The organism is Allostigmatella hybrida (genome assembly GCF_020103775.1).
Classification (GTDB): domain Bacteria; phylum Myxococcota; class Myxococcia; order Myxococcales; family Myxococcaceae; genus Hyalangium; species Hyalangium aurantiaca.
This window is the reverse complement of record NZ_JAHXBH010000031.1, coordinates 39656-59124: the sequence shown is the minus strand read 5'-3', so window position 1 is coordinate 59124 and position 19469 is coordinate 39656. Positions and strand designations below refer to the sequence as shown.

At 70.9% G+C, this 19469-nt stretch carries 8 protein-coding genes; 6 read left to right on the top strand and 2 right to left on the bottom strand.

Going from position 1 to position 19469, the window contains the following annotated elements; all coding sequences use genetic code 11:
- Nucleotides 1–16: 16 nt before the first annotated feature.
- The gene (locus tag KY661_RS31475; RefSeq protein ID WP_225413726.1) at nucleotides 17–2176 is read right to left on the bottom strand and encodes a (Fe-S)-binding protein; all 2160 of its coding nucleotides are present in this window, start codon (nucleotides 2174–2176) and stop codon (nucleotides 17–19) included.
- A 339-nt stretch (nucleotides 2177–2515) separates the two neighbouring features.
- Between KY661_RS31475 and KY661_RS31470 the strand changes: the two genes are divergently transcribed.
- The 5 genes from KY661_RS31470 to KY661_RS31450 all read left to right on the top strand — a co-directional run bounded on the left by KY661_RS31470 (nucleotide 2516) and on the right by KY661_RS31450 (nucleotide 14255).
- The gene (locus KY661_RS31470) at nucleotides 2516–2680 is read left to right on the top strand and encodes a hypothetical protein (RefSeq protein WP_225413725.1); all 165 of its coding nucleotides are present in this window, start codon (nucleotides 2516–2518) and stop codon (nucleotides 2678–2680) included.
- Between the two features lie 304 nt (nucleotides 2681–2984).
- Nucleotides 2985–4229: a vWA domain-containing protein gene (locus KY661_RS31465; protein ID WP_225413724.1), complete on the top strand. Its 1245-nt coding sequence runs from the start codon at nucleotides 2985–2987 to the stop codon at nucleotides 4227–4229.
- A gap of 142 nt (nucleotides 4230–4371) precedes the next feature.
- Nucleotides 4372–6615 (top strand): protein-disulfide reductase DsbD family protein, encoded by a 2244-nt coding sequence (locus tag KY661_RS31460; protein ID WP_225413723.1) that lies wholly within the window; start codon nucleotides 4372–4374, stop codon nucleotides 6613–6615.
- 77 nt (nucleotides 6616–6692) lie between these two features.
- Nucleotides 6693–7283, top strand: coding sequence for a thioredoxin family protein (locus tag KY661_RS31455; RefSeq protein ID WP_225413722.1), 591 nt, complete (start codon nucleotides 6693–6695; stop codon nucleotides 7281–7283).
- 285 nt (nucleotides 7284–7568) lie between these two features.
- On the top strand, nucleotides 7569–14255 hold the full coding sequence (locus tag KY661_RS31450) for an FG-GAP-like repeat-containing protein (RefSeq protein WP_225413721.1): 6687 nt from the start codon (nucleotides 7569–7571) through the stop codon (nucleotides 14253–14255).
- On the opposite strand, the gene KY661_RS31445 is transcribed toward KY661_RS31450, so the two are convergent.
- Entirely contained in the window at nucleotides 14245–14709 is a 465-nt protein-coding gene (locus KY661_RS31445; RefSeq protein WP_075010642.1) for a putative toxin-antitoxin system toxin component, PIN family, read from the bottom strand. The two genes, KY661_RS31450 and KY661_RS31445, sit on opposite strands and share 11 nt — an antisense overlap.
- A gap of 173 nt (nucleotides 14710–14882) precedes the next feature.
- Between KY661_RS31445 and KY661_RS31440 the strand changes: the two genes are divergently transcribed.
- Entirely contained in the window at nucleotides 14883–19430 is a 4548-nt protein-coding gene (locus tag KY661_RS31440) for a choice-of-anchor A family protein (RefSeq protein ID WP_450097585.1), read from the top strand.
- Nucleotides 19431–19469: the final 39 nt, after the last annotated feature.

Here is a 19469-nt window from a genome sequence, read left to right as displayed (position 1 = left end):
CAGCCTGCCCGCGCGGCTACTCGGGCTTGGGGCTCACCGTGGCGCTGGGCGACACCGTGGCGGGGCTTCGCCGGATCTCCATGGCGTCCGCCACCAGCTCGGTGATGTCCTTCACCTGGATGTTCTCCTCACGGCCGGTGTCGTTCACCGCGTCCTTGAGCATCGTGGAGCAGAACGGGCACGCCACGGCCACCACGCCCGTGCCGCCCTTCTCCTTGTAGTCGCCCACCTGGCCCGGCTTCTTCTTGTCCGTGGCGTCCGGGTACGGCGTGGAGGCGTCCGTGGCGTGCTGCAGCGTGAGCGCCACCTCGTTGATGCGGTTGTGGTTGATGCGCGTGCCGATGTGTTCCTCCATCCACATGCGTCCGCCACCGGCGCCGCAGCAGAAGCCCTCGCGCTTGCTGCGCTGCATCTCCACCACCTCCAGGCCCGGGATGGCCTTGAGCACCTCGCGCGGCGCGTCGTACACGCCGTTGTGGCGGCCCAGGTAGCAGGGGTCGTGGTAGGTGAGCTTCGAGTTCATCACCTGCGAGAGCTTGATGCGCTTCTCGTTCAGCAGGTCGTTGATGAGCTGCGTGTGGTTGATGACGCGGTAGTCCCCGCCGAACTCCGGGTACTCGTTCTTGATGGTGTTGAAGCAGTGCGGGCACTGGGTAATCACTGCCTTCACCCCCAGCCCGTTCCACGTCTCCACGTTCGTCTTCGCCATCGTCTGGTACAGGTACTCGTTGCCCATGCGGCGCGCGGACTCGCCGTTGCAGACTTCCTGCTTGGACAGCGTGGCGAAGCTCACCCCGGCCTCGCGCAGGATTTTCACCAGCGCGCGGCTCACCTTCTTCTGCTTGTCGTCGTAGCTGCCCGCGCAGCCCACGAAGAACAGGTACTCGTACGGGCCGCCGCCGTCACCCCAGGTGGGCAGCGCCAGGTCCTCCGCCCACTCGTCGCGCCGGTCCTGGCCCAGGCCCCAGGGGTTGCCCTGGCGCTCAATGCCCTCGAAGACGCGCTGGATTTCCGGCGGGAACTCCGCCTTCACCTGCACCTGGTAGCGGCGCATGTCGATGAGGCGCGGGATGTTCTCGATGAACACCGGGCAGGCCGTCTCGCACCAGCCGCAGCTCGTGCACGCCCACACCGTCTCGGCCTTCAGCGCGCTGCCGACAATTTCGGGCAGGGCCTCCTTCACGCCGTTGGGGCCATAGCCCTCTTCCACCCAGCGCTCGTGGTCCCAGATCCAGTGCTTGAGGTCCTGGTTGACGCCCTTGTGCGTGAGCGGCTTGCCGGTGATGTACGTGGGGCAGTGCGTCTGGCAGCGGCCGCACTCGGTGCAGGAGTAGAGGTCCAAGCCCTGCTTCCAGGTGAGGTCCTTCACCGTGGCGGTGCCGAACTCCTCCTTCTCCAGGTTGGGCGTGCCCAGCTTGCCGTTGGCGTGGGTGCGCTGGAAGAAGACGTTGGGCAGGCCGGTGATGATGTGGAAGTGCTTGCCCAGGGGCAGGAAGTTCAGGAACGCGAGGATGATGACCAGGTGGGTCCAGAACCCGGCCACGCCCACCACGTGGGCGGCCGTGGGGCCGAGCGCGAACATGCCCAGGCCGACCACGCTCGTGGTGGGCTCCCACCACACGAAGCCGCCGTTCTGGGCCACCATGTGGCTGCCGCCGAAGAGGAACTCCGTCACCATCAGCGCGCCGATGAAGCCCAGGATGAGGTAGGCCTCCCACGAGGGCGTCACCCGGTCCGGCTTCACCTTGGCGCGGAAGAAGACGAAGTAGGCCACGCCCAGCAACGCCAGCGTCGCCACCACGTCCTTCACCAGCAGGTAGACCTTGTAGAGCCCGAGCAACAGGGGCTGGTCCGCCCAGAACGGATCCGACAGATCCGTGAGCACCTCCAGCGCCGTGGTGCTGAAGCCCATGGCGAACAGCATCAGGGTGCGCACGGCCAGCACCATGAACGCCGCGTAGATGAAGATGTGCATCAAGCCCGGCGTGAACTCCTCCGGATCCACCATGCGCTTCTGGCCCAGGCCGAAGCGGAGCAGCTGCATGGCGCGGAAGGGGATGTTGTCCAGCCGGTTCTCCCCCTTCATCGCGAGCAGGACGCCGGCACGGCCCGCCATGATCATGACGAAGACGGAGAGAGCTATCGTGAGGAGCAAACCTGTGATGATGGGACTCATGGGGTTCCAGTGTGCGCGAAGCCCGGGACAAGAGGGGACTTCCCGATGCCGCGAAGCGGCATAACGCCTCCAAGCTAACAGGGTTGATTCATGAATCAAGCGCCCCTTGCACCCGGTGTTCCGGGGCCGGCACGTGGGGGCCCCCGGTCCCCCGGGGAGGGGCTGTAAACCCGGGGCGCGGGAGGGGATTCCCGGCGGGGCGGGGCGGTGGCGCCGCCCTTTGCTCTGGGGCAGGCGGCCAGGCAGCCCCGCCTCCCACACCGTGGGAGGGGCAACGGTTTACAACGCGGGAGGCCATGCCCATCGTGGACGTAAATCCGTCAACGCGAGGGGTGCGGCATGCGGCACGACGACACGTCATACATGGAAGATGTGGAGTGGGGGCGCGTGGTCCGGGATGACGAGGCCCCGGAAGACGGAGACCCGCAGGTGAGCGTGAACGCCGGGGGCCGGCAATGGGTCCACGGGGAAGAGGACTGGGGCGGCTGGAACGCCGCCGAGTAGGGGCCTACGGCTGGCGCTCCAATTCGATGGCGAGAGCGGGGCTGGTGAGGGCATCCCCGGCGCCCTCGGGGTGGCTGTCGCGGCGCTGCTCTTGGAATGGGTGGCGGTCCGCTTTTTCGGGGCAGATCACCTCCTCACATCAACGGGGTTCTCTCCATGGCCCGGGGATTTGGGGTGGGGTGATGGGTGGGACAGCTCAACGGCCCGGAAGGAAGGGCGTGGGCTGAAATGTCGGTGGCCACCTGCCCTCCGGGCTGGGAACGCGGCACAATGGCCTCCTTTCTCACCTTCGTAAGGAAGTTCGATGAAGCAGATGGCCTGGGCGATGGAGCGGGACGGCGAGCAGGGCCGGGAAGTCCTCTTGCTGGTCTCCCTGGAGGCCGAGGAGAGCACCCCCCGTGCCCCCGTCGCCGTGAACCTCCTCATCGATCGCAGCGCGTCCATGCGCGGCGCCCCCCTGGTGGCCGCCATCGATGCGGCCCAGTCGCTCGTGGCCCAGGCCGGGCCGCGCGACTACATCGGCCTGCTCGCCTTCGACGGTGTCCCCGAACAGCTCCTGCCCGTGCGCGCCATGGAGCCCGATGCCAAGACGGAGCTCTCCGAGCGGCTCTCCTCCCTGGAGACGGGCTCAGGCACCGCGCTCCACGAGGCCGTGGAGCTGGGCGCCTCCTCGCTTCACCGCGTCCTCATCCCCGGCGCGCGCCGCAAGCTCCTGCTGCTCACCGATGGCGAGCCCTCCGTGGGCCCCGCCGCCGTGGTGGACTTCAAGACGCTGGGCGCCAAGGTGGCCGACTCCAGCGTCACCCTCCACGCGCTCGGCCTGGGCCGCCACTACATCCCGGAGATTCTCGAGGCGCTCAGCGCCCCGTCCGGCACCGGCTTCGCCCACGCGGATGACGCCGAGGCGCTGCCCACCACCGTGGCCGGCATGGTGACCGAGCTCTTCGGCGAGGTGGCCTCGGATGCGCGCATTCACGTGCTGCCCACGGGCTTCACCGAGCTGCGCTGCCGCCACCGCTACTCCACGCGCCTGGAGGGCGATGCCATGAGCGTGCTGCTCGGGGCCGTGTCCCAGGCCTGTCTGCGCCGTGCCCTCTTCACCGGGCGCCTGGCGGGGGCCGACTGGAACTTCGCCCTGACCGCCTCCTATGTGGAGAACGGCGACACGCGCAGGCCCTCCATCCCCCTGGTTCGCGTCGCCTCCGACAGCGTGCAGGGGCGGCGCGTGAGCGCGGTGAACACGGAGTTGGACCTAGTGGCCGCCGAGGGGGCTGCCTGGAAGTCGCTCTCCCGGCGCGATGTGGAGGCCGCCGGGCGGGCCCTTGCCCAGGCCGAGTCCGCCCTGCGCGAGTTGGTCCGGCTCAACGTGGAGGACGTGCCCGCCCGCCGCCACCTGGAGCGGCTGGCCGACCTGCGCCTGGCCGTGGAGCGCCGCGTGGCGGAGCTGCCCGCGCTCCTGGTGCGCCGCGCCAAGGCCGAGGGCGCCCGGACCTCCGTCAGCCAGGTCATGCGCCTGCCCGCCGCCTCCAAGAAGAAGGTGGAGCACTGAAGCGCCCGCCGTTCCGCCGCGCCTGAAACTCCGCGCCCACAGCCGTCACCACTGTCATGAGGAATGCCCGCCCGCTTGCCGGGGTTGATGAGGGCCTCACTCCAGGTGGCATGCAGCACGCGGTTGGATTAACGGGAGGCGCATGACGCGGCGGTGTCGAGCGATGTGGGCTGGGGTGCTCCTGTGGGCAGGCAGTGCGGTGGCGTGGGCGGAGCTGCCCGCCTCGGCCGTGCGCAGCGGTGCGCCCGACGAGGGGGAGCCCCGGGTCGAGGCGGCGCTGCTGGTGGATGCTACCCAGGTGAAGCCGGGGGACGCGTTCCGGGTGGGCGTGCGGTTCCGGATGGACCCGGACTGGCACATCTACTGGAAGAACCCCGGGGACTCGGGGCTGTCCACCGAGGTGTCGTGGGACACGCCGGGCACCACCGTGGGCGAGCTGCGCTGGCCCTTCCCCGCCACCTTCCGCACCCCGGACAACTTCATCGTCACCCATGGCTACCACCACGAGGTGATTCTCTTCGCGGAGGCGCGCGCCTCGGCCCAGGCCGAGGGGGCCCTCACGCTGTCGGCCGCGGTGGATGCGCTGGTGTGCGCCGAGCGGTGCATCCCCGCGGAGATGGTGCTCACCCGCTCGGTGCCCGTGGGGCCCGAGACGCTGCGGGACGTGGAGGCCACGGCCGCCTTCGATGCCTTCCAGGCCCAGGTGCCGCTCGGGGAGGAGGCCGCGGTCCACACCGCCTCGCTCACCCTGGATGCGCCCACGCTTCAGGCCGGGCAGCCCTTCGCGGGGACCCTCACCGTGGCGGCGCGCGAGGGGCAGCCGCCCGTGCCCGGCGTGGAGGGGGACTTCTTCGTGTCCGAGCGCCTGCCGGGAATCGCCAAGGTGGCCCTCACGCAGCAGGCCCCGGGCCGGTACCGCCTGGAGGGCAAGGCCGAGCCGGGTGAGCCGCCCACCGAGGCCCCCCGGCTCAAGGGCGTGCTGCGGCTGGGCACCGCCCAGGCGGGGTTCCAGTCCTTGGAGGTGAACCTGGCGATGGCGCCCATGGTGCCCGCCCCGCCGGAGGCCGTGGCCGCGGCGCCCGCGCCCACGCCTGCCTTCCCGAAGCTGGGGGCCGCCCCGGTGGCGGCTGCGCCGGCCGAGTCCCCGCTGTCCCTGGGCGTGGCGCTGCTGTTCGCCTTCCTGGGCGGCGCCATCCTCAACCTCATGCCGTGCGTCTTCCCGGTGCTGGCGCTCAAGGCGTATGGCTTCACGCGCCTGGTCCAGGAGGACCGCCGGCACGTGGGCATGCACGCCCTGGCGTACACGGGCGGCATCGTCGGCTCGATGGGCGTGCTGGCCGCGGTGGTGCTGGCGGTGCGCGCCGGCGGGGCGAGCGTGGGCTGGGGCTTCCAGTTCCAGGAGCCGCTCTTCGTCGCGGGGGTGAGCGCGGTGCTGGTGGCGTTCGCGCTCAACCTCTTTGGCGTCTACCACCTGGGCGCGGATGGCACGGCCATCGCGGGCAAGGTGGATGCCACGAGCGGCCTGGCGCGCAGCGCGGGCGAGGGCGTGCTGGCGGTGGTGCTCGCCACGCCGTGCTCGGCGCCCCTGCTCGGCACCGCGGTGGGCTTTGCCTTCGCGGCGGGGCCGCTCACGGTGGTGGCCACCTTCCTCGCGCTGGGGCTCGGGCTGGCGCTGCCCTTCTGCGTGCTGGTGATGGTGCCGGGGCTGGCCAAGCGGCTGCCGAAGCCGGGCGCGTGGATGGAGGTGGGCAAGCAGCTCCTGGGCTTCGCGCTGCTGGGTACCACGGTGTGGCTCCTGTGGGTGATGGGGGGGCTGGCCGGGGTGGACGGCATGGCGCGGCTGCTCGCGTTCCTCGTGGCGGTGGCCCTGGGCGCGTGGCTGTATGGGCGCTCGCAGGCCACGGAAGGCACGTGGAAGTGGGTGGGGCGCGGCGTGGCGCTGGCGCTGCTGCTGGGCATTGGCGGCTTCGCGCTGCGCTTCGAGGAGGCGGCCGCCGGGCGCCAGGCCTCCACCGCGGCGCATGCGCAGCCCTGGGAGGAGGCCGCGGTGGCTTCGGCGCTCCAGGCCGGCCAGCCCGTCTTCATCGACTTCACCGCCGACTGGTGCCTCACCTGCAAGTTCAACGAGCGCACGGTGCTGGCGCGCGAGGACGTGCGCGCCGCCTTCGCGCAGCACCAGGTGGCCTTCTTCGTGGCGGACTGGACGCGGCGGGATGCACGCATCTCGGCCCAGCTGGCCGCGCATGGCCGGGCCGGCGTGCCCATGTACCTGGTCATCAGCCCCTCGGCGCAGGACCAGCCGGTGGTTCTTCCGGAATTGCTCACGCAGGACCTTGTTATCCAGGCCGTGGAGCGTGCGGCCGGACACCGCCGTGATGCGACATGAGGGTGGCTGGCGCCGCTGGGCCTCCCCACCTTTCACACCCGAGCCTCGAAGCCCAAGCATCCCAAGGAGATGAAGCCATGAAGCGTGCCCTCACTGCGTTCGCGCTCACCACCGCCCTCGGTCTGGCCGCCCCCGCCCTGGCCGCCGACACCGCGGAGGTGGGCAAGCCCGCCCCCGACTTCAAGCTGAAGGACGAGGCCGGCAAGGAGCACTCGCTGGCCCAGTACAAGGGCAAGCTGGTGGTGCTCGAGTGGACCAACCCCGGCTGCCCCTTCGTCCAGCGCCACTACGGCGCCAACACCATGGAGACCACCCTGAAGGGCTATGACGCCAACAAGGTGGTGTGGCTGGCGGTGGACTCCACCTCCAGCAACACGGCGGACAAGTCCGCCTCCTGGAAGAAGACCGAGGGCTTCACCTACCCGGTCCTCCTGGACACCGACGGCAAGGTGGGCCACGCCTACAACGCGAAGACCACCCCGCACATGTACGTCATCGATGAGAAGGGCGTGCTGCGCTACGCGGGCGCCATCGACGATGACCCGCGCGGCAAGAAGGACACGGACGTGAACTACGTGAAGACGGCGCTGGATGCGCTCACCACGGGCAAGGCCGTGCCGACCGCCACCTCCGAGCCGTACGGCTGCACCGTGAAGTACAAGAGCTGAGCGGCCGTCTCCCGGTATTCAGGGGCCTTCCGTCGCGAGATGGAGGGCCCGCTGTGTTTCAGGGGCCTGTAATGGCGCGTGTTGGGCTTCGCACGTGTTTCCAGACACGCGGCCGGTTTTCTCAGAGGGTAGGAAAGACCCAGGCGGGAGGGCCAGCCCCTCGGCAGTCTGCCTGTTTCGCAAGGGCGCGGAACTTCACGTTCATTTGTGAATCTTTTATATCTCGGGGCTCGTATCTGCCGAGGCGACGCTGTTCTCCGTGCCGTCGTTCGAAGGATTGCCCCTGTGCCCACGCGTCTGTCACTCGCGCTGTTGATGGTATCCCTGGCCACCGCCTGTATCGACGGCCACCCTCCGGTCAATGCGGGGGAGCTGAGACGGGGGCCGGATGCGGCGCTCTCCACCGTGGAGGTGCAGCCCGCCACGGGCATCGTCGCGGACGGCGTGAGCATCGCGCGCGTCATCGTCACGGTGCGGGACAGTTCGGGCCAGCCCTTGAGCGCGCAGGCGGTGGCCTTCACCGCGACGGGCACGGACAACCTCCTGGCCCAGCCGCCCGCCTCGGGTGAAACAGGCGTGGCCGAGGGCAGCATCGCCTCCACGCGCGCGGAGACGAAGGTGCTCACCGTCACCGTGGGCACGGGCAACGAGCAGGTGACGCTCACGCAGCGGCCCGAGGTGACGTTCGTTCCGGGGGCCGCGGGGCTCTCGTTCCTCACCCAGCCGCCGGCCACCTCGCGCGCGGGGGCGGTGTTCGCCCCGCCGGTGCAGGTCCGGGTGCAGGACAGCACGGGCAACGTGCCGGCCGGGCCGGTGGCGGTGACGCTGAGCCTGGAGCCCGCGGCGGGCGGCGCGGTGCTGAGCGGCACCCTCTCGCAGACGACGGCCGCGGGCACGGCGGCGTTCGCGGACCTGGACGTGAAGCGGGCGGGCACGGGGTACCTGCTGCGCGCCAGCGCGCCGGGGTATGCCGCCGTGGACAGCGCGCCCTTCGACATCACCGCGGGGGTGGCCGACCCGTCGAAGACCACCGTGGTGGTCGAGCCGTCGAAGACCACCGTGGTGGCCGATGGCGAGGACTTCACCTCCATCACCCTCACCGCGCGCGATGAATTCGGCAACCCCGTGGCGGGGCAGAGGATTGGGTTCTCCGCCTCGGGCACGCTCAACGTGTTCTCTCCCGCCGAGGGCGTGACGGGCGTGGACGGCACGTTCACCACGGAGCTGCGCTCCACCAAGGCCGAGCCGAAGACCGTGACGGCCACCCTGGCCGGCACGGCGCTGCCCTCGCCCCCGGCGGTGATGTTCATTCCGGGGCCGCCCGCGCGGCTGGCGTTCCTGACGCAGCCGCCCGTCACGGTGCCCGCGGGGCAGGTGTTCTCGCCCGCCGTGCAGGTGCAGGCGTTCGACGCGCAGGGCAACGCGGTGCAGGCCTCGGGCCTGGAGGTGACGGTGGCGCTGGTGGCCACGAACGGCGCCACGCTCCAGGGCACCGCATCGCGGACGGCGGCCACGGGCGTGGCCTCCTTCGATGACCTGAGCATCCAGCAGACCGGCACGGACTACCGGCTGAGCGCCAGCGCGGGGAGCCTGCCCGCAGTGCAGAGCGAGCCCTTCGCCGTCGTCTCCACGCAGCCCGACCTGAGCAAGACGACGGTGGTGGTGAGCAAGAACTCCGTGGTGGCTGATGGCGTGGACTTCACCACCGTGACGGTCACCGTGAGGGATGCGTTCAACAATCCCCTGGCCGGCCATGCGGTGGGGCTGAGCGTCACGGGGACGGGCAATGTCCTCTCGGCCCCGGGCGGCACCAGCGGCGCGGATGGCAAGGTCACCGCCGAGCTGCGCTCCACGAAGGCCGAGGTGAAGACGGTGGAGGCCACGCTCGCGGGGACGGTGTTGACGCCTCACCCCGAGGTGATGTTCGTGCCCGGGCCGGCCGCGAAGCTGGCCTTCGCGACGCAGCCGCCTCCCGCGACGCCCGCGGGGCAGGTGCTCTCGCCCCCGGTGCGCGTCCAGGTGTTCGACGCGAACGACAACCCCGTGGTGTTTCCGGCGCTCACGGTGACGCTGGGGCTGGTGGCCACCAACGGCGCCATCCTCCAGGGCACGGCCGAGAAGATGACGGCCGACAGTGTGGCCGCCTTCGATAACCTGAGCATCGTGCAGCCCGGCACGGGCTACCGGCTGAGCGCCAGCGCGGGGAGCCTGCCCGCGGTGCAGAGCGAGCCCTTCGACATCGGTCCCCTGGAGCCCTCGCTCGACAAGACGACGGTGGAGGTCAGCAAGAGCCCCGTGGTGGCCGATGACGTGGACTCCACCACCCTGACGGTCACCGCCCGGGATGGCTTGAACAACCCGGTGCCCGGCCAGGCGGTGACGGTGGCCGTCTCGGGCTCGGACAACACCCTGCAGGCTGCCTCGGGCACCACGGGCCCGGACGGGCGGTTCACCACGACGCTGCGCTCCACCAAGGCCGAGACCAAGGAAGTCCAGGCGGCCTTGAATGGCGCCGCCGTCCCCCAGCGCCCCCAGGTGGTGTTCATCGCGGGCCCTGCCCAGAAGCTCGTCTTCGCCACCCAGCCGCCGTCCAGCGTCCCCGCGGGCGCGCTCCTGGACATCGCCGTCCAGGTGCTCGATGCCCACGGCAACGCGGTGACGTCGGCCACCGGCGCGGTGGCGCTCGCCCTGGAGGCGGGCAATGGCGCCACGCTGGGGGGCACCACGAGCCAGGCGCCCGCCAGTGGCCTGGCCACCTTCGGGGACGTGAACGTCCAGAAGGCGGGCACGGGCTACCGGCTGCGCGCCACCTCGGCGGGACTGGTTCCGGCGGTGAGTGAGCCCTTCTCGGTCACCGCCGGCGCGCCCGTGGTCCTCACCTCCTCGCTCACCGTGTCGCCCACCACGCCCATTCCCGCGGACAACACCACCGAGGCCACCCTGCTCGTGAAGGTGCGCGATGCCTACGGCAACGCGGTGGTGGGCGAGCCCGTGGCCCTGACCGTCTCGGGGCTGGGCAACACGCTGGCGCCCGAGAGCGGCGTCTCCAGCGCGACGGGCGAGTTCACCGCCCGGCTGAAGTCCTCGCGCGCGGAGGTGAAGACGGTGCAGGCGCAGGTGGGCACGCTGGCGCTGGCGTCCCAGGACGTCACCTTCGTGCCGGGCGGCCTGGCGCTGCTCACGCTGACGGCCTCGCCCCTGGAGCTGGAGGCGGATGGCATCGCGCAGACCTTCCTGACGGCCACCGCCGAGGACGCGGCCGGCAACCGCATCCCGGGCCTGTCCCTGACGTTCAGCGCGGGGGGCGCGCAGAACACCTTCACCGTGCCCTCGGGCACCACGGATGCCAATGGCCAGCTCCTGTCCGAGCTCCGCTCGACGTCCTCCGGGGTGAAGCCGGTGAACGTCACCGGCGAGGGCAAGGTGGGCACCGTGCTCGTCACCTTCCTGCGGCCGGGCGCGCAGATCTCCAACCCGCACCTGCCCGTGAACCCCGCCTCCGGCTGCGTGGTGGTCGAGTACACCCTCGCCCAGCCGCAGTCGGCGCGGGCCGATGTCCTCATCGAGTACGAGTCCGAGGGGGTCTTCAAGCGCGTCACCCAGGCGGGCTCGCTCACCGGCTCGGGCCTGCAGGGGCTGGCCACCTCCCCCACGGGCCTCACGCACACGTTCCTCTGGAACAGCACCGCGGACGTGGCGCTCGCCGATGTGACGACCCGGCTGCGCCTCACCGCGCAGGTCTCGGGCGCGCTGCCCTCCAGCACCCTCCTGGCGGGCGTGAACCTGCGCAATGGGCTGCGCTTCGAGCCGCCGGGCCTGGTGCCCGCGGGCAGCGGCGCGCAGGTGCTGGGGCGCCTGGACGTGGATGGGGATGGCCGGATGGACGTGGTGGCCGGCAGCGCCACCTCGAGCGAGCTTCAGGTGCTCAAGGGCACGGGCGCGGGCACCTTCGGCGCCCCCACCGCCGTCAGCCTGGGCACGGGCGAGGGCGCCGGGGCGCTGCTCGTGGCGGACCTCAACCGCGACGGCAGGCCGGACGTGCTGGTGGCCTCTCCCACGCACAAGGTCTTCCTCGTGCCGGGGGGCGTGAGCGCCCTGGGCACGCCGGGCCTTGCGGCCACGCTCTCGGGCGTGACGCGGGGGCTCACGGTGGGCGACTTCAACCGGGATGGCCGGCTGGACTGGGCGGGCGTCACGGACGCGGGCACGCTGGAAATCTCTCTCGCCACGGCCACGGGCTTCGCGGCCCCCGCGGTGAGGAGCGTGGGCGGCACGCCCGCGGCCCTGGCCGCCGGGGACTTCAACCAGGATGACCGGTTGGATCTGCTGTTCGGAGACCCCGCCGGGGACGTGCAGGTGATGCTGGGCACGGGCGCGGGCACCTTCGGGGCGGCCTCGCCGCTGGGCGTGGGGCCGGGCACGGTGGCGCTCGCGGTGGCGGAGCTGAACCGGGATGGCCGGCTGGACGTGGTGGCGGCCCGGGGCACGCAGGGCCTGGTGAGCGTGGCGCAGGGCAACCCCGATGGCACCTTCTCCGTGCTGCCGGCGGTGAACACCGGGGGCACGCCCTCGGGCGTGGCCGTGGAGGACCTGGATGGCAACGGGCAGCCGGACGTGCTGGTGGCGGGCGTGGGCGGCAACGTGCTCGTCCTGAAGGGCCAGAACGATGGCTCCCTTTCCTCCTCGCCCCTGAGCGTCCCCGCGGGCGGGCCGAACTCGGCGGTGGTGGTGGTGGACGCGGACCTCAGCGGCCGGCCCGACGTGGTGGCCGCGCTGGGCGGCGCGGGCCTGTCCGTGGTGCTCAACACGCGGGCGGACCGCTGCGAGGGCTCCCTCGACGCGGCCCTCCAGCTCACGGTGTCCACCAAGCCGTCGGCGTCCACGACGCCGGACCTCGACGGGGACGGCCGGCCGGACCTGGTGGTCACCTCCGAGGGGGCCTCGGCGGTCGACATCGCGCGCGGGCTCGGCAATGGAATGTTCACCGCCTTCACCACGGTGCCGCTCGGCACGGGCGCGGTGAATCCCCAGGGCGTGGCGAGCGGGGACTTCAACGCGGATGGCCGCGTGGACCTGGTGACCGCGAACCTGGGCTCGGGCAGCGTGAGCCTGCTGCTCGCCAACGGCTCGGGCGGGTATGACATCTCCACCCTGTCCTCGGGCTCCTCGACGCGGGCGGTGGCCACCGCGGACTTCGACCTGGATGGGCACCTGGACATCGCCGCCGTCAACACGGGGGCGAACAACGTGAGGGTGTTCTTCGGCAACGGCGACGGCACCTTCGGGGAGAGCAAGACCCTCAACACCGCGCCGGCCCCCTATGCGCTCGTGGTGGCGGACTTCAATGGGGATGGGCGGCCCGACATCGCCACCGCCAACAACACGTCCGGCAACGTCACCTCGCTGCGCAACGACGGCGGCCGGGTGTTCACCGCGCTCGGCGTGTTCGCGGCGAGGCCCGGGGCTCGCGCCCTGGCCGCCGCCGACTTCAACCGGGACAACAAGATGGACCTGGCCGTGGCCAACTACGGCGATGACTCGGTCAGCGTGCTGCTGGGGCAGGGCAACGGCACCTTCGCGACGGCCCTCAACACGTCGGCCAACGTGGGGGCCCAACAGGAGTTCCGGCAGCCCCGCGGCGTGGCGGTGGGCGACTTCAACGCGGATGGCTGGCCCGATGTGGCGGTGGGCAGCAACCTGGGCCCCAGCATCGCCTTGCTGCTGGGCAAGCCCGTGGCGGCAGGCAGCCCCTACGGCCCGATGCTCTTGGGGCCCACGCTCGCCGTGGGCACGGGCCTGAGCAGCCTCACGGGCGTGGATCTGGATGGGGACGGGCGGCAGGACCTGGTGGCCACCCTGAGCACGGCCAACAGCTCTCCCCATCGCGTCAGCGTGCTGCGGGGCACGGGCTCCCCGGCCATGGGCACCCGGGGCTTCTCCGTCCTGACCTCCTCCACCACGGCGGATGCGCGCGGCGCCCTGGTGGCGGACGTGAACCGGGACGGGAAGCCGGACCTGCTCACCGTCAACACCACCACCTTGTTCATGAGCCTGCTGTTGAACGATGGCACCGGGAACTTCCCGGAGCTGCACGCGCACCCGGTGGGCAGCAGCTCCCAGTCGGTGGTGGTGGGCGACGTGAACCGGGATGGGAAGCCCGACATGCTGGTGGCCAGCAGCGGCTCCAGCCTCATCTACATCCACCAGGGCAATGGGACCGGAGGTGTGGAGAGCACCTCCACGCGCGCCTCCAGCTCGGCGCGGTCCCTGGCGCTCGTGGACTTGGAGCAGGATGGGGACCTGGACATCGTGGTGGGCAGCGGCTCGTCGGTGGGAGTGCACCTCAACGATGGCAGCGGCACCTTCGGTGCCCTCGTCCCCGCGCCGTCCTCGGGCGGCTCGCCGCGCTCCCTCATCACCGCGGACTTCAATGGGGATGGCCGGCTGGATGCCGCCTTCGCCAACGCCAGCGCCTCCAACGGCCTGGGCGTGCTGCTGGGCAACGGGACGGGCAACTTCACGGGGCCCGCGAAGGTGGTGAACCTGGGCTCCGCCTGCGTGAGCCTGGCGGCCGGAGACCTGGACCAGGACGGGAAGCTGGACCTGGCGGTGGCGTGCGGCATTCCGGGCAACACCACCAACCACCAGGTGCGCGTCCTGAAGGGCCAGGGCAACGGCAACTTCACGCCCACCGTCGCGCTGTCCACCGCCAGCCTCGGCACGATGGAGGGCGTCGCCATCGCCGATCTGGATGGGGATGGGCGGCTGGATGTCGCGGCGACGGCCCTCGCGAGCAGCGCCGAGGGCGTGGTGGTGTGGCGGGGCAATGGCGCGGGGGGCTTCGGCGGCCCCGTGGCCTGGGCCACCGTGGCGGGCGGCCAGTCCCTGGCGGTGGGGGACTTCAACGGCGATGGCTTGATGGACGCCTTCACCGGCGGCAACAGCCAGGCCGGCGTGCTCCTCAGCCGCTGAAGCCCGCGAGCCGCGCGGAGGCCTGCCGGAGGCTGAGAATTTCGAACGGCAGGCCCCGCCGATCGGCGAGCGACAGCACTTGGCGGTCCTTGCTCACCAGCCAGTGCGCCCCCGTGCGGGCCGCCAGCTCCAGGAACTTCTGGTCACTCCGGTCCCGGCAGCGCGGCACCCCCGCCACCGGCGCCGTGGCCTCGGGCGCCAGGCGCACCAGCCCCCGGTAGCGCTCGAGCAGGGCGTGACGGTTCACACCCTCGCGGGGGAAGTCACGAAAGGTGAGCACGCGCTCCAGCTCCGTCAGCGTGTCCCGGTCCGCCCAGGCGATCAGTTTGTCCACTGAGAGGGCTTCACTCAGGCCCCGCGCAAGAGGATCATTGAAGAGCAGCAGATCGAGCACGACGTTGGTATCGAGGATCAGCGACAGCGGCGCCTGAGGGGTGGGAGGCGAGGGGGGCATGTGGGCAATGCGCTCTGTCTCGGGCCAGACCGGAGCACTGTCGGTTTCAGATCATTTCGACAGAGACGCTTGAAGAGATAGCACTTGTCGGGCAATTTAGTAATATGGTAAAAATCCGCCAATAACAAAAAAGCGGACCTTCCGTGACTCCTACCCGCCAGGGGGATGAAGCGATGCGCAGCAACAAGCAAAGAGGCCGGATCAGTCGATGGGGCAGCAAGGCGCGGCGTGGCGTGAGCATGCTCACGTTCGCCACGCTGGCGTCGTGCAGCTTGATGAAAGAGGACGAAAGCCAGGCACGCCAGACGGGCGCTGCGGTGGGGGAAGGAGGCGTCTGTGAAGTCCAGCCGCCGTTCACCCCCAACTTCGAGCCGGAGCTGGAGTGGCAGTGGAGCGGCAGCTCCATCCTGCCCAATCACAAGCAGGTGATGATGACGCCGGTGGTCGTCGAGGTGAACGGCGACGGCGTTCCGGACGTGGTGTTCAACTCGTTCGAGAACAGCAACTACACCTCGAACGGCGTCATCCGGGCGGTCAGCGGCGCGGACGGCAGCGAGCTGTGGACGGTGACGGATCCGCTGTACCGGATCCGCGGCGCGTCCAACATCGCGGCGGGTGACATCGACGGCGACGGCAAGGTGGAGCTGTGCACCGTGCCCGAGAACGCCGCCGGCATCATCTGCTTCGAGAACGACGGCACGTTCAAGTTCCGCACCGCGCGCGAGTCGAGCAACGACTGGGGCGGCCCGTCGCTGGCGGATCTGGACGGCGACGGCAAGGTGGAGATCATCGACGGGGCCACCGTGTACACCAACACGGGCGCGCTCAAGTGGAAGGGCTCGGAAGGCGCCAGCGGCATTCCTGGCTCGGGCGCGCTCTCCATCGCGGCGGACATCGACCTGGACGGCAAGCTGGAGCTGGTCGCCGACCGCGTCATCTACCGGCATGACGGCGCGGTGAAGTGCATCAACCGCAGCGTCTATTACGGCCTGCCGGGTGTGGCCAACTTCGACTCGGATCCGTACGGCGAAGTGGTGGTGGTGACGGCCGGCAACGTGGTGCTGATGGACGACAACTGCGCCCTGCTGTGGTCCAAGCCGTTGCCTGGTGGCGGCCAGGGCGGCGCGCCGAACATCGCGGACTTCGACAACGACGGCAAGGCCGAGGTCGGCGTCGCGGGCAAGTCGTTCTACACCGTGTTCGACACGAACGGCACGGTGCTCTGGTCCAAGCCGGTCACGGACGCGAGCTCCAACCGCACGGGCTCCTCCACCTTCGACTTCGAGGGTGACGGCAAGGCGGAGGTCGTCTACGCGGACGAGCTCCGGCTGCGCATCTACGACGGGGCCACGGGTACGGTGCGCTTCGATGTGCCCAACAGCTCGGGCACCGCGTACGAGAACCCGATCATCGCCGACGTGGACGGGGATGACAGCGCGGAGATCCTCGTGGTGGGCAACACCTACAACGCCAACGCCATCGGCCTGCGCGTCTTCCGCGACAAGAAGGATGGCTGGGTGAACACCCGCCGCATCTGGAACCAGCACGCCTACTCGGTCACCGGCGTCAACGACGACGGGACGATTCCGAAGGCCCCGAAGGCCAACTGGCAGGTGAGCGGCCTGAACACCTTCCGCTCCAACAGCCAGGGCACGGGCACCAAGAGCGCCTACGCGGCGCCGGACCTCATCACCACGGCGGTGACGTCCGCGTGTGAGGCGGATTCCGAGAGCAACGGCAAGCTCGTGCGCCTCACCGCCACGGTGCGCAACCAGGGCGATGCGGCCATCTCCGCGGGCCTGCCGGTGGCCTTCTACCAGGGCAACCCGGCCACGGGCGGGGAGCTGCTGGGCGTCACCACCATCAACGGCGTGCTGGCCCCCAGCCACGACGCGTCCGTGTCCGTGACGATTCCGCCGCGCATGACGTCCGCCGATGTCGTGGTGTGGGCGGTGGCGGATGACAACGGCGGCGGCCAGGGCCGCGAGCTGGAGTGCCGCGAGAACAACAACGGCCTGTCGGCGGCGGTCGCCCTGGGCTGCACGCCCCCGGCGGCGCCGGACCTGGTGGCTCAGGGTGTGACGGCGGTGTGCGTGGGCGGTGGCGAGGGTGGCAGCACCACCGTGAGCGTCTCCACCGTGGTCCGCAACGCGGGCAACGCGCCTGCCGCCGCGGGCACGCCGGTGGCGTTCTACCTGGGCAATCCTCTGTCGGGCGGCGCGCTGCTGGGCGTCACCCTCATCCCGGGCCCTGTGGGTGCGGGCGAGGACACCCTGGTCTCCATCGAAATTGCTCCCCAGTCGGCCGGCAACGTCACCGTGTACGCGGTGGTGGATGACTTCGGCAACGGCCAGGGCCGCGAGGCGGAGTCCAACGAGACGAACAACACGGCTTCGGGGGCGGTGAGCCTGTACTGCGCGCCTCCCGAGCCGCCCAAGGCGCCGGACGTGACGGCCACGAACGTGGCGGCCGTGTGCGAGACCAACTCCGAGAACTCCAGCATCGTGACGATCTCGGCGGTGGTGAGCAACGCGGGCAACGCGGCCACGTCCGCGGGCCTGCCGGTGGCCTTCTACCGTGGCAACCCGGCCGCGGGCGGCACGCTGCTGGCCGTGACGACGCTGCCGGAGCCGCTGGCGGCGGGCGCCCAGGCGGTGGCCTCCGTGCAGATCGCTCCCCAGGCGGCGGGCAACGTCACCGTGTACGCGGTGGCCGATGACTTCGGCAACGGCCAGGGCCGTGAGGCGGAGTCCAACGAGAACAACAACGCCACCTCGGCCAGCGTGAGCCTGTACTGCGCGCCTCCCGAGCCTCCCGCGGCGCCGGACCTGACGGCCACGGGCGTGACGGCGGTGTGCGTGGGCGGTGGCGAGGGCAGCAGCACCGTGGTGAGCCTGTCCACCGTGGTGCGCAACGCGGGCAACAAGGCGGTCGCCGCGGGCGTGCCGGTGGCCTTCTACCGGGGCGCTCCGGGCGCCGGCGGCGTGCTGCTGGGCGTCACCACCATCCCGGGTCCCCTGGGCGCGGGCGAGGACACCCTCGTCTCCGTGGAGATTGCTCCCCAGTCCGCGGGCGACGTCACCGTGTACGCGGTGGTGGATGACTTCGGCAACGGCCAGGGCCGCGAGACGGAGTCCAACGAGACGAACAACACGGCCTCGGCTCCGGTGAGCCTGTCGTGCTACACGCCTCCTCCTCCGGCGCCGGACCTGACGGCCGCGAACCTGACGGCGGCCTGCGCGGCCGGCTCCGAGGGCAACAACGTGGTGACGCTCACCGCGACGGTGCGCAACCAGGGCAACAAGGCGGTGGCGGCGGGCCTGCCGGTCACCTTCTACCGCGGTGGCACGGTGCTGGGCGTCACCACGGTCGCGGGTGAGCTGGCAGCGGGCGCCGAGGCGACGGTCACCCTGCAGATTGCCTCCCAGTCCCAGGGCGCGGTCTCGGTGACCGTGTCCGCGGACGACTACGGCAACGGCCAGGGCCGCGAGGCGGAGTCCGACGAGACGAACAACACGGCCACCGCCTCGGTGAGCCTGTACTGCGCTCCCCCGGAGCCTCCTCCGTCGCCGGACCTGACGGCGGCGAACGTGGCGGCGGCCTGCGCCACGGGTTCGGATGGGAACGCCATCCTGCGGCTCACCGCCACGGTGCGCAACGCGGGTCCGGCCTCCGTGGCCGCGGGTCTGCCGGTGGCCTTCTACCGGAGCAACCCGGCCACGGGCGGCGCGCTGCTGGGTGTCACCACCGTCCAGGGTCCGCTCGCCGCGGGCGCCGAGGCGACGGTCACCCTGGAGATCGCCTCGCAGACGGGCACCGCGGTCAGCGTGTTCGTGGTGGCCGACGACCTGGGCAACGGCCAGGGCCGTGAGGCGGAGTCCAACGAGAACAACAACAGCGCCTCGGCGACGGTGAACCTGGTGTGCGCGCCGCCGGAGCCCCCGGAGTGCGTGGAGCTGCCGCTCAACGACTACAACCTGTTCCTCACGGGCGACTACACCGAGGGAACGGACCTGGAGGGCCGGGTGGCCGCGGGTGGCAACATCTCCATGACGAACTTCTCGGTGGGCTGGAAGCTGCCGGAGTCCGACGCCTCCCCGAAGATCATCGCCGGTGGCAACCTGACGCTGAGCAACGGCAGCGTGTGGGGCACCGCGCTGTACGGCGGCACCTACAGCGCCAGCCACGTGGACTACCTGCAGGGCGGCAGCGCCTCGAAGGCCACCCCGGTGGACTTCGCGGCCCGCGGCGCCCAGCTGCGCGCGCTGTCCAACCAGCTGGCCGGCCTGCCCGCCACGGGTGAGACCCAGGCTCCGCCCTGGAACGTCCTCACCCTGCAGGGCACCAACGTCGAGTCGGGCCTGGAGGTGTTCGAGGTGAGCGCGGCGGACCTGTCGCGCGCCACCCAGCTCATCATCCGCGGCGTGTCCACCACGTCCGTGGCGGTCGTCAACGTGCGCGGCCCGTCGGTCACCCTCAAGGGCGGCCGCGAGTACGCGGGCAACAACGTGCTGTTCAACTACGTGGACGCCACGAGCATCACCGCCAGCGCCTACGGCATCCACGGCACGGTGCTGGCGCCCGACGCGCGCATCTTCTTCTCGAACGGAAGCTGGGATGGCGGCATCTACGCCAAGTCGCTGACGGGTAACGCCGAGGGCCACCACGCGCCCCTGCCGAACCCCGGCTGCCCCAACAACCCCGTGGGCCAGAAGCGCTAAGTCAAAACGGGGAGGGCTCCTCCGGGGGCCCTCCCTGAG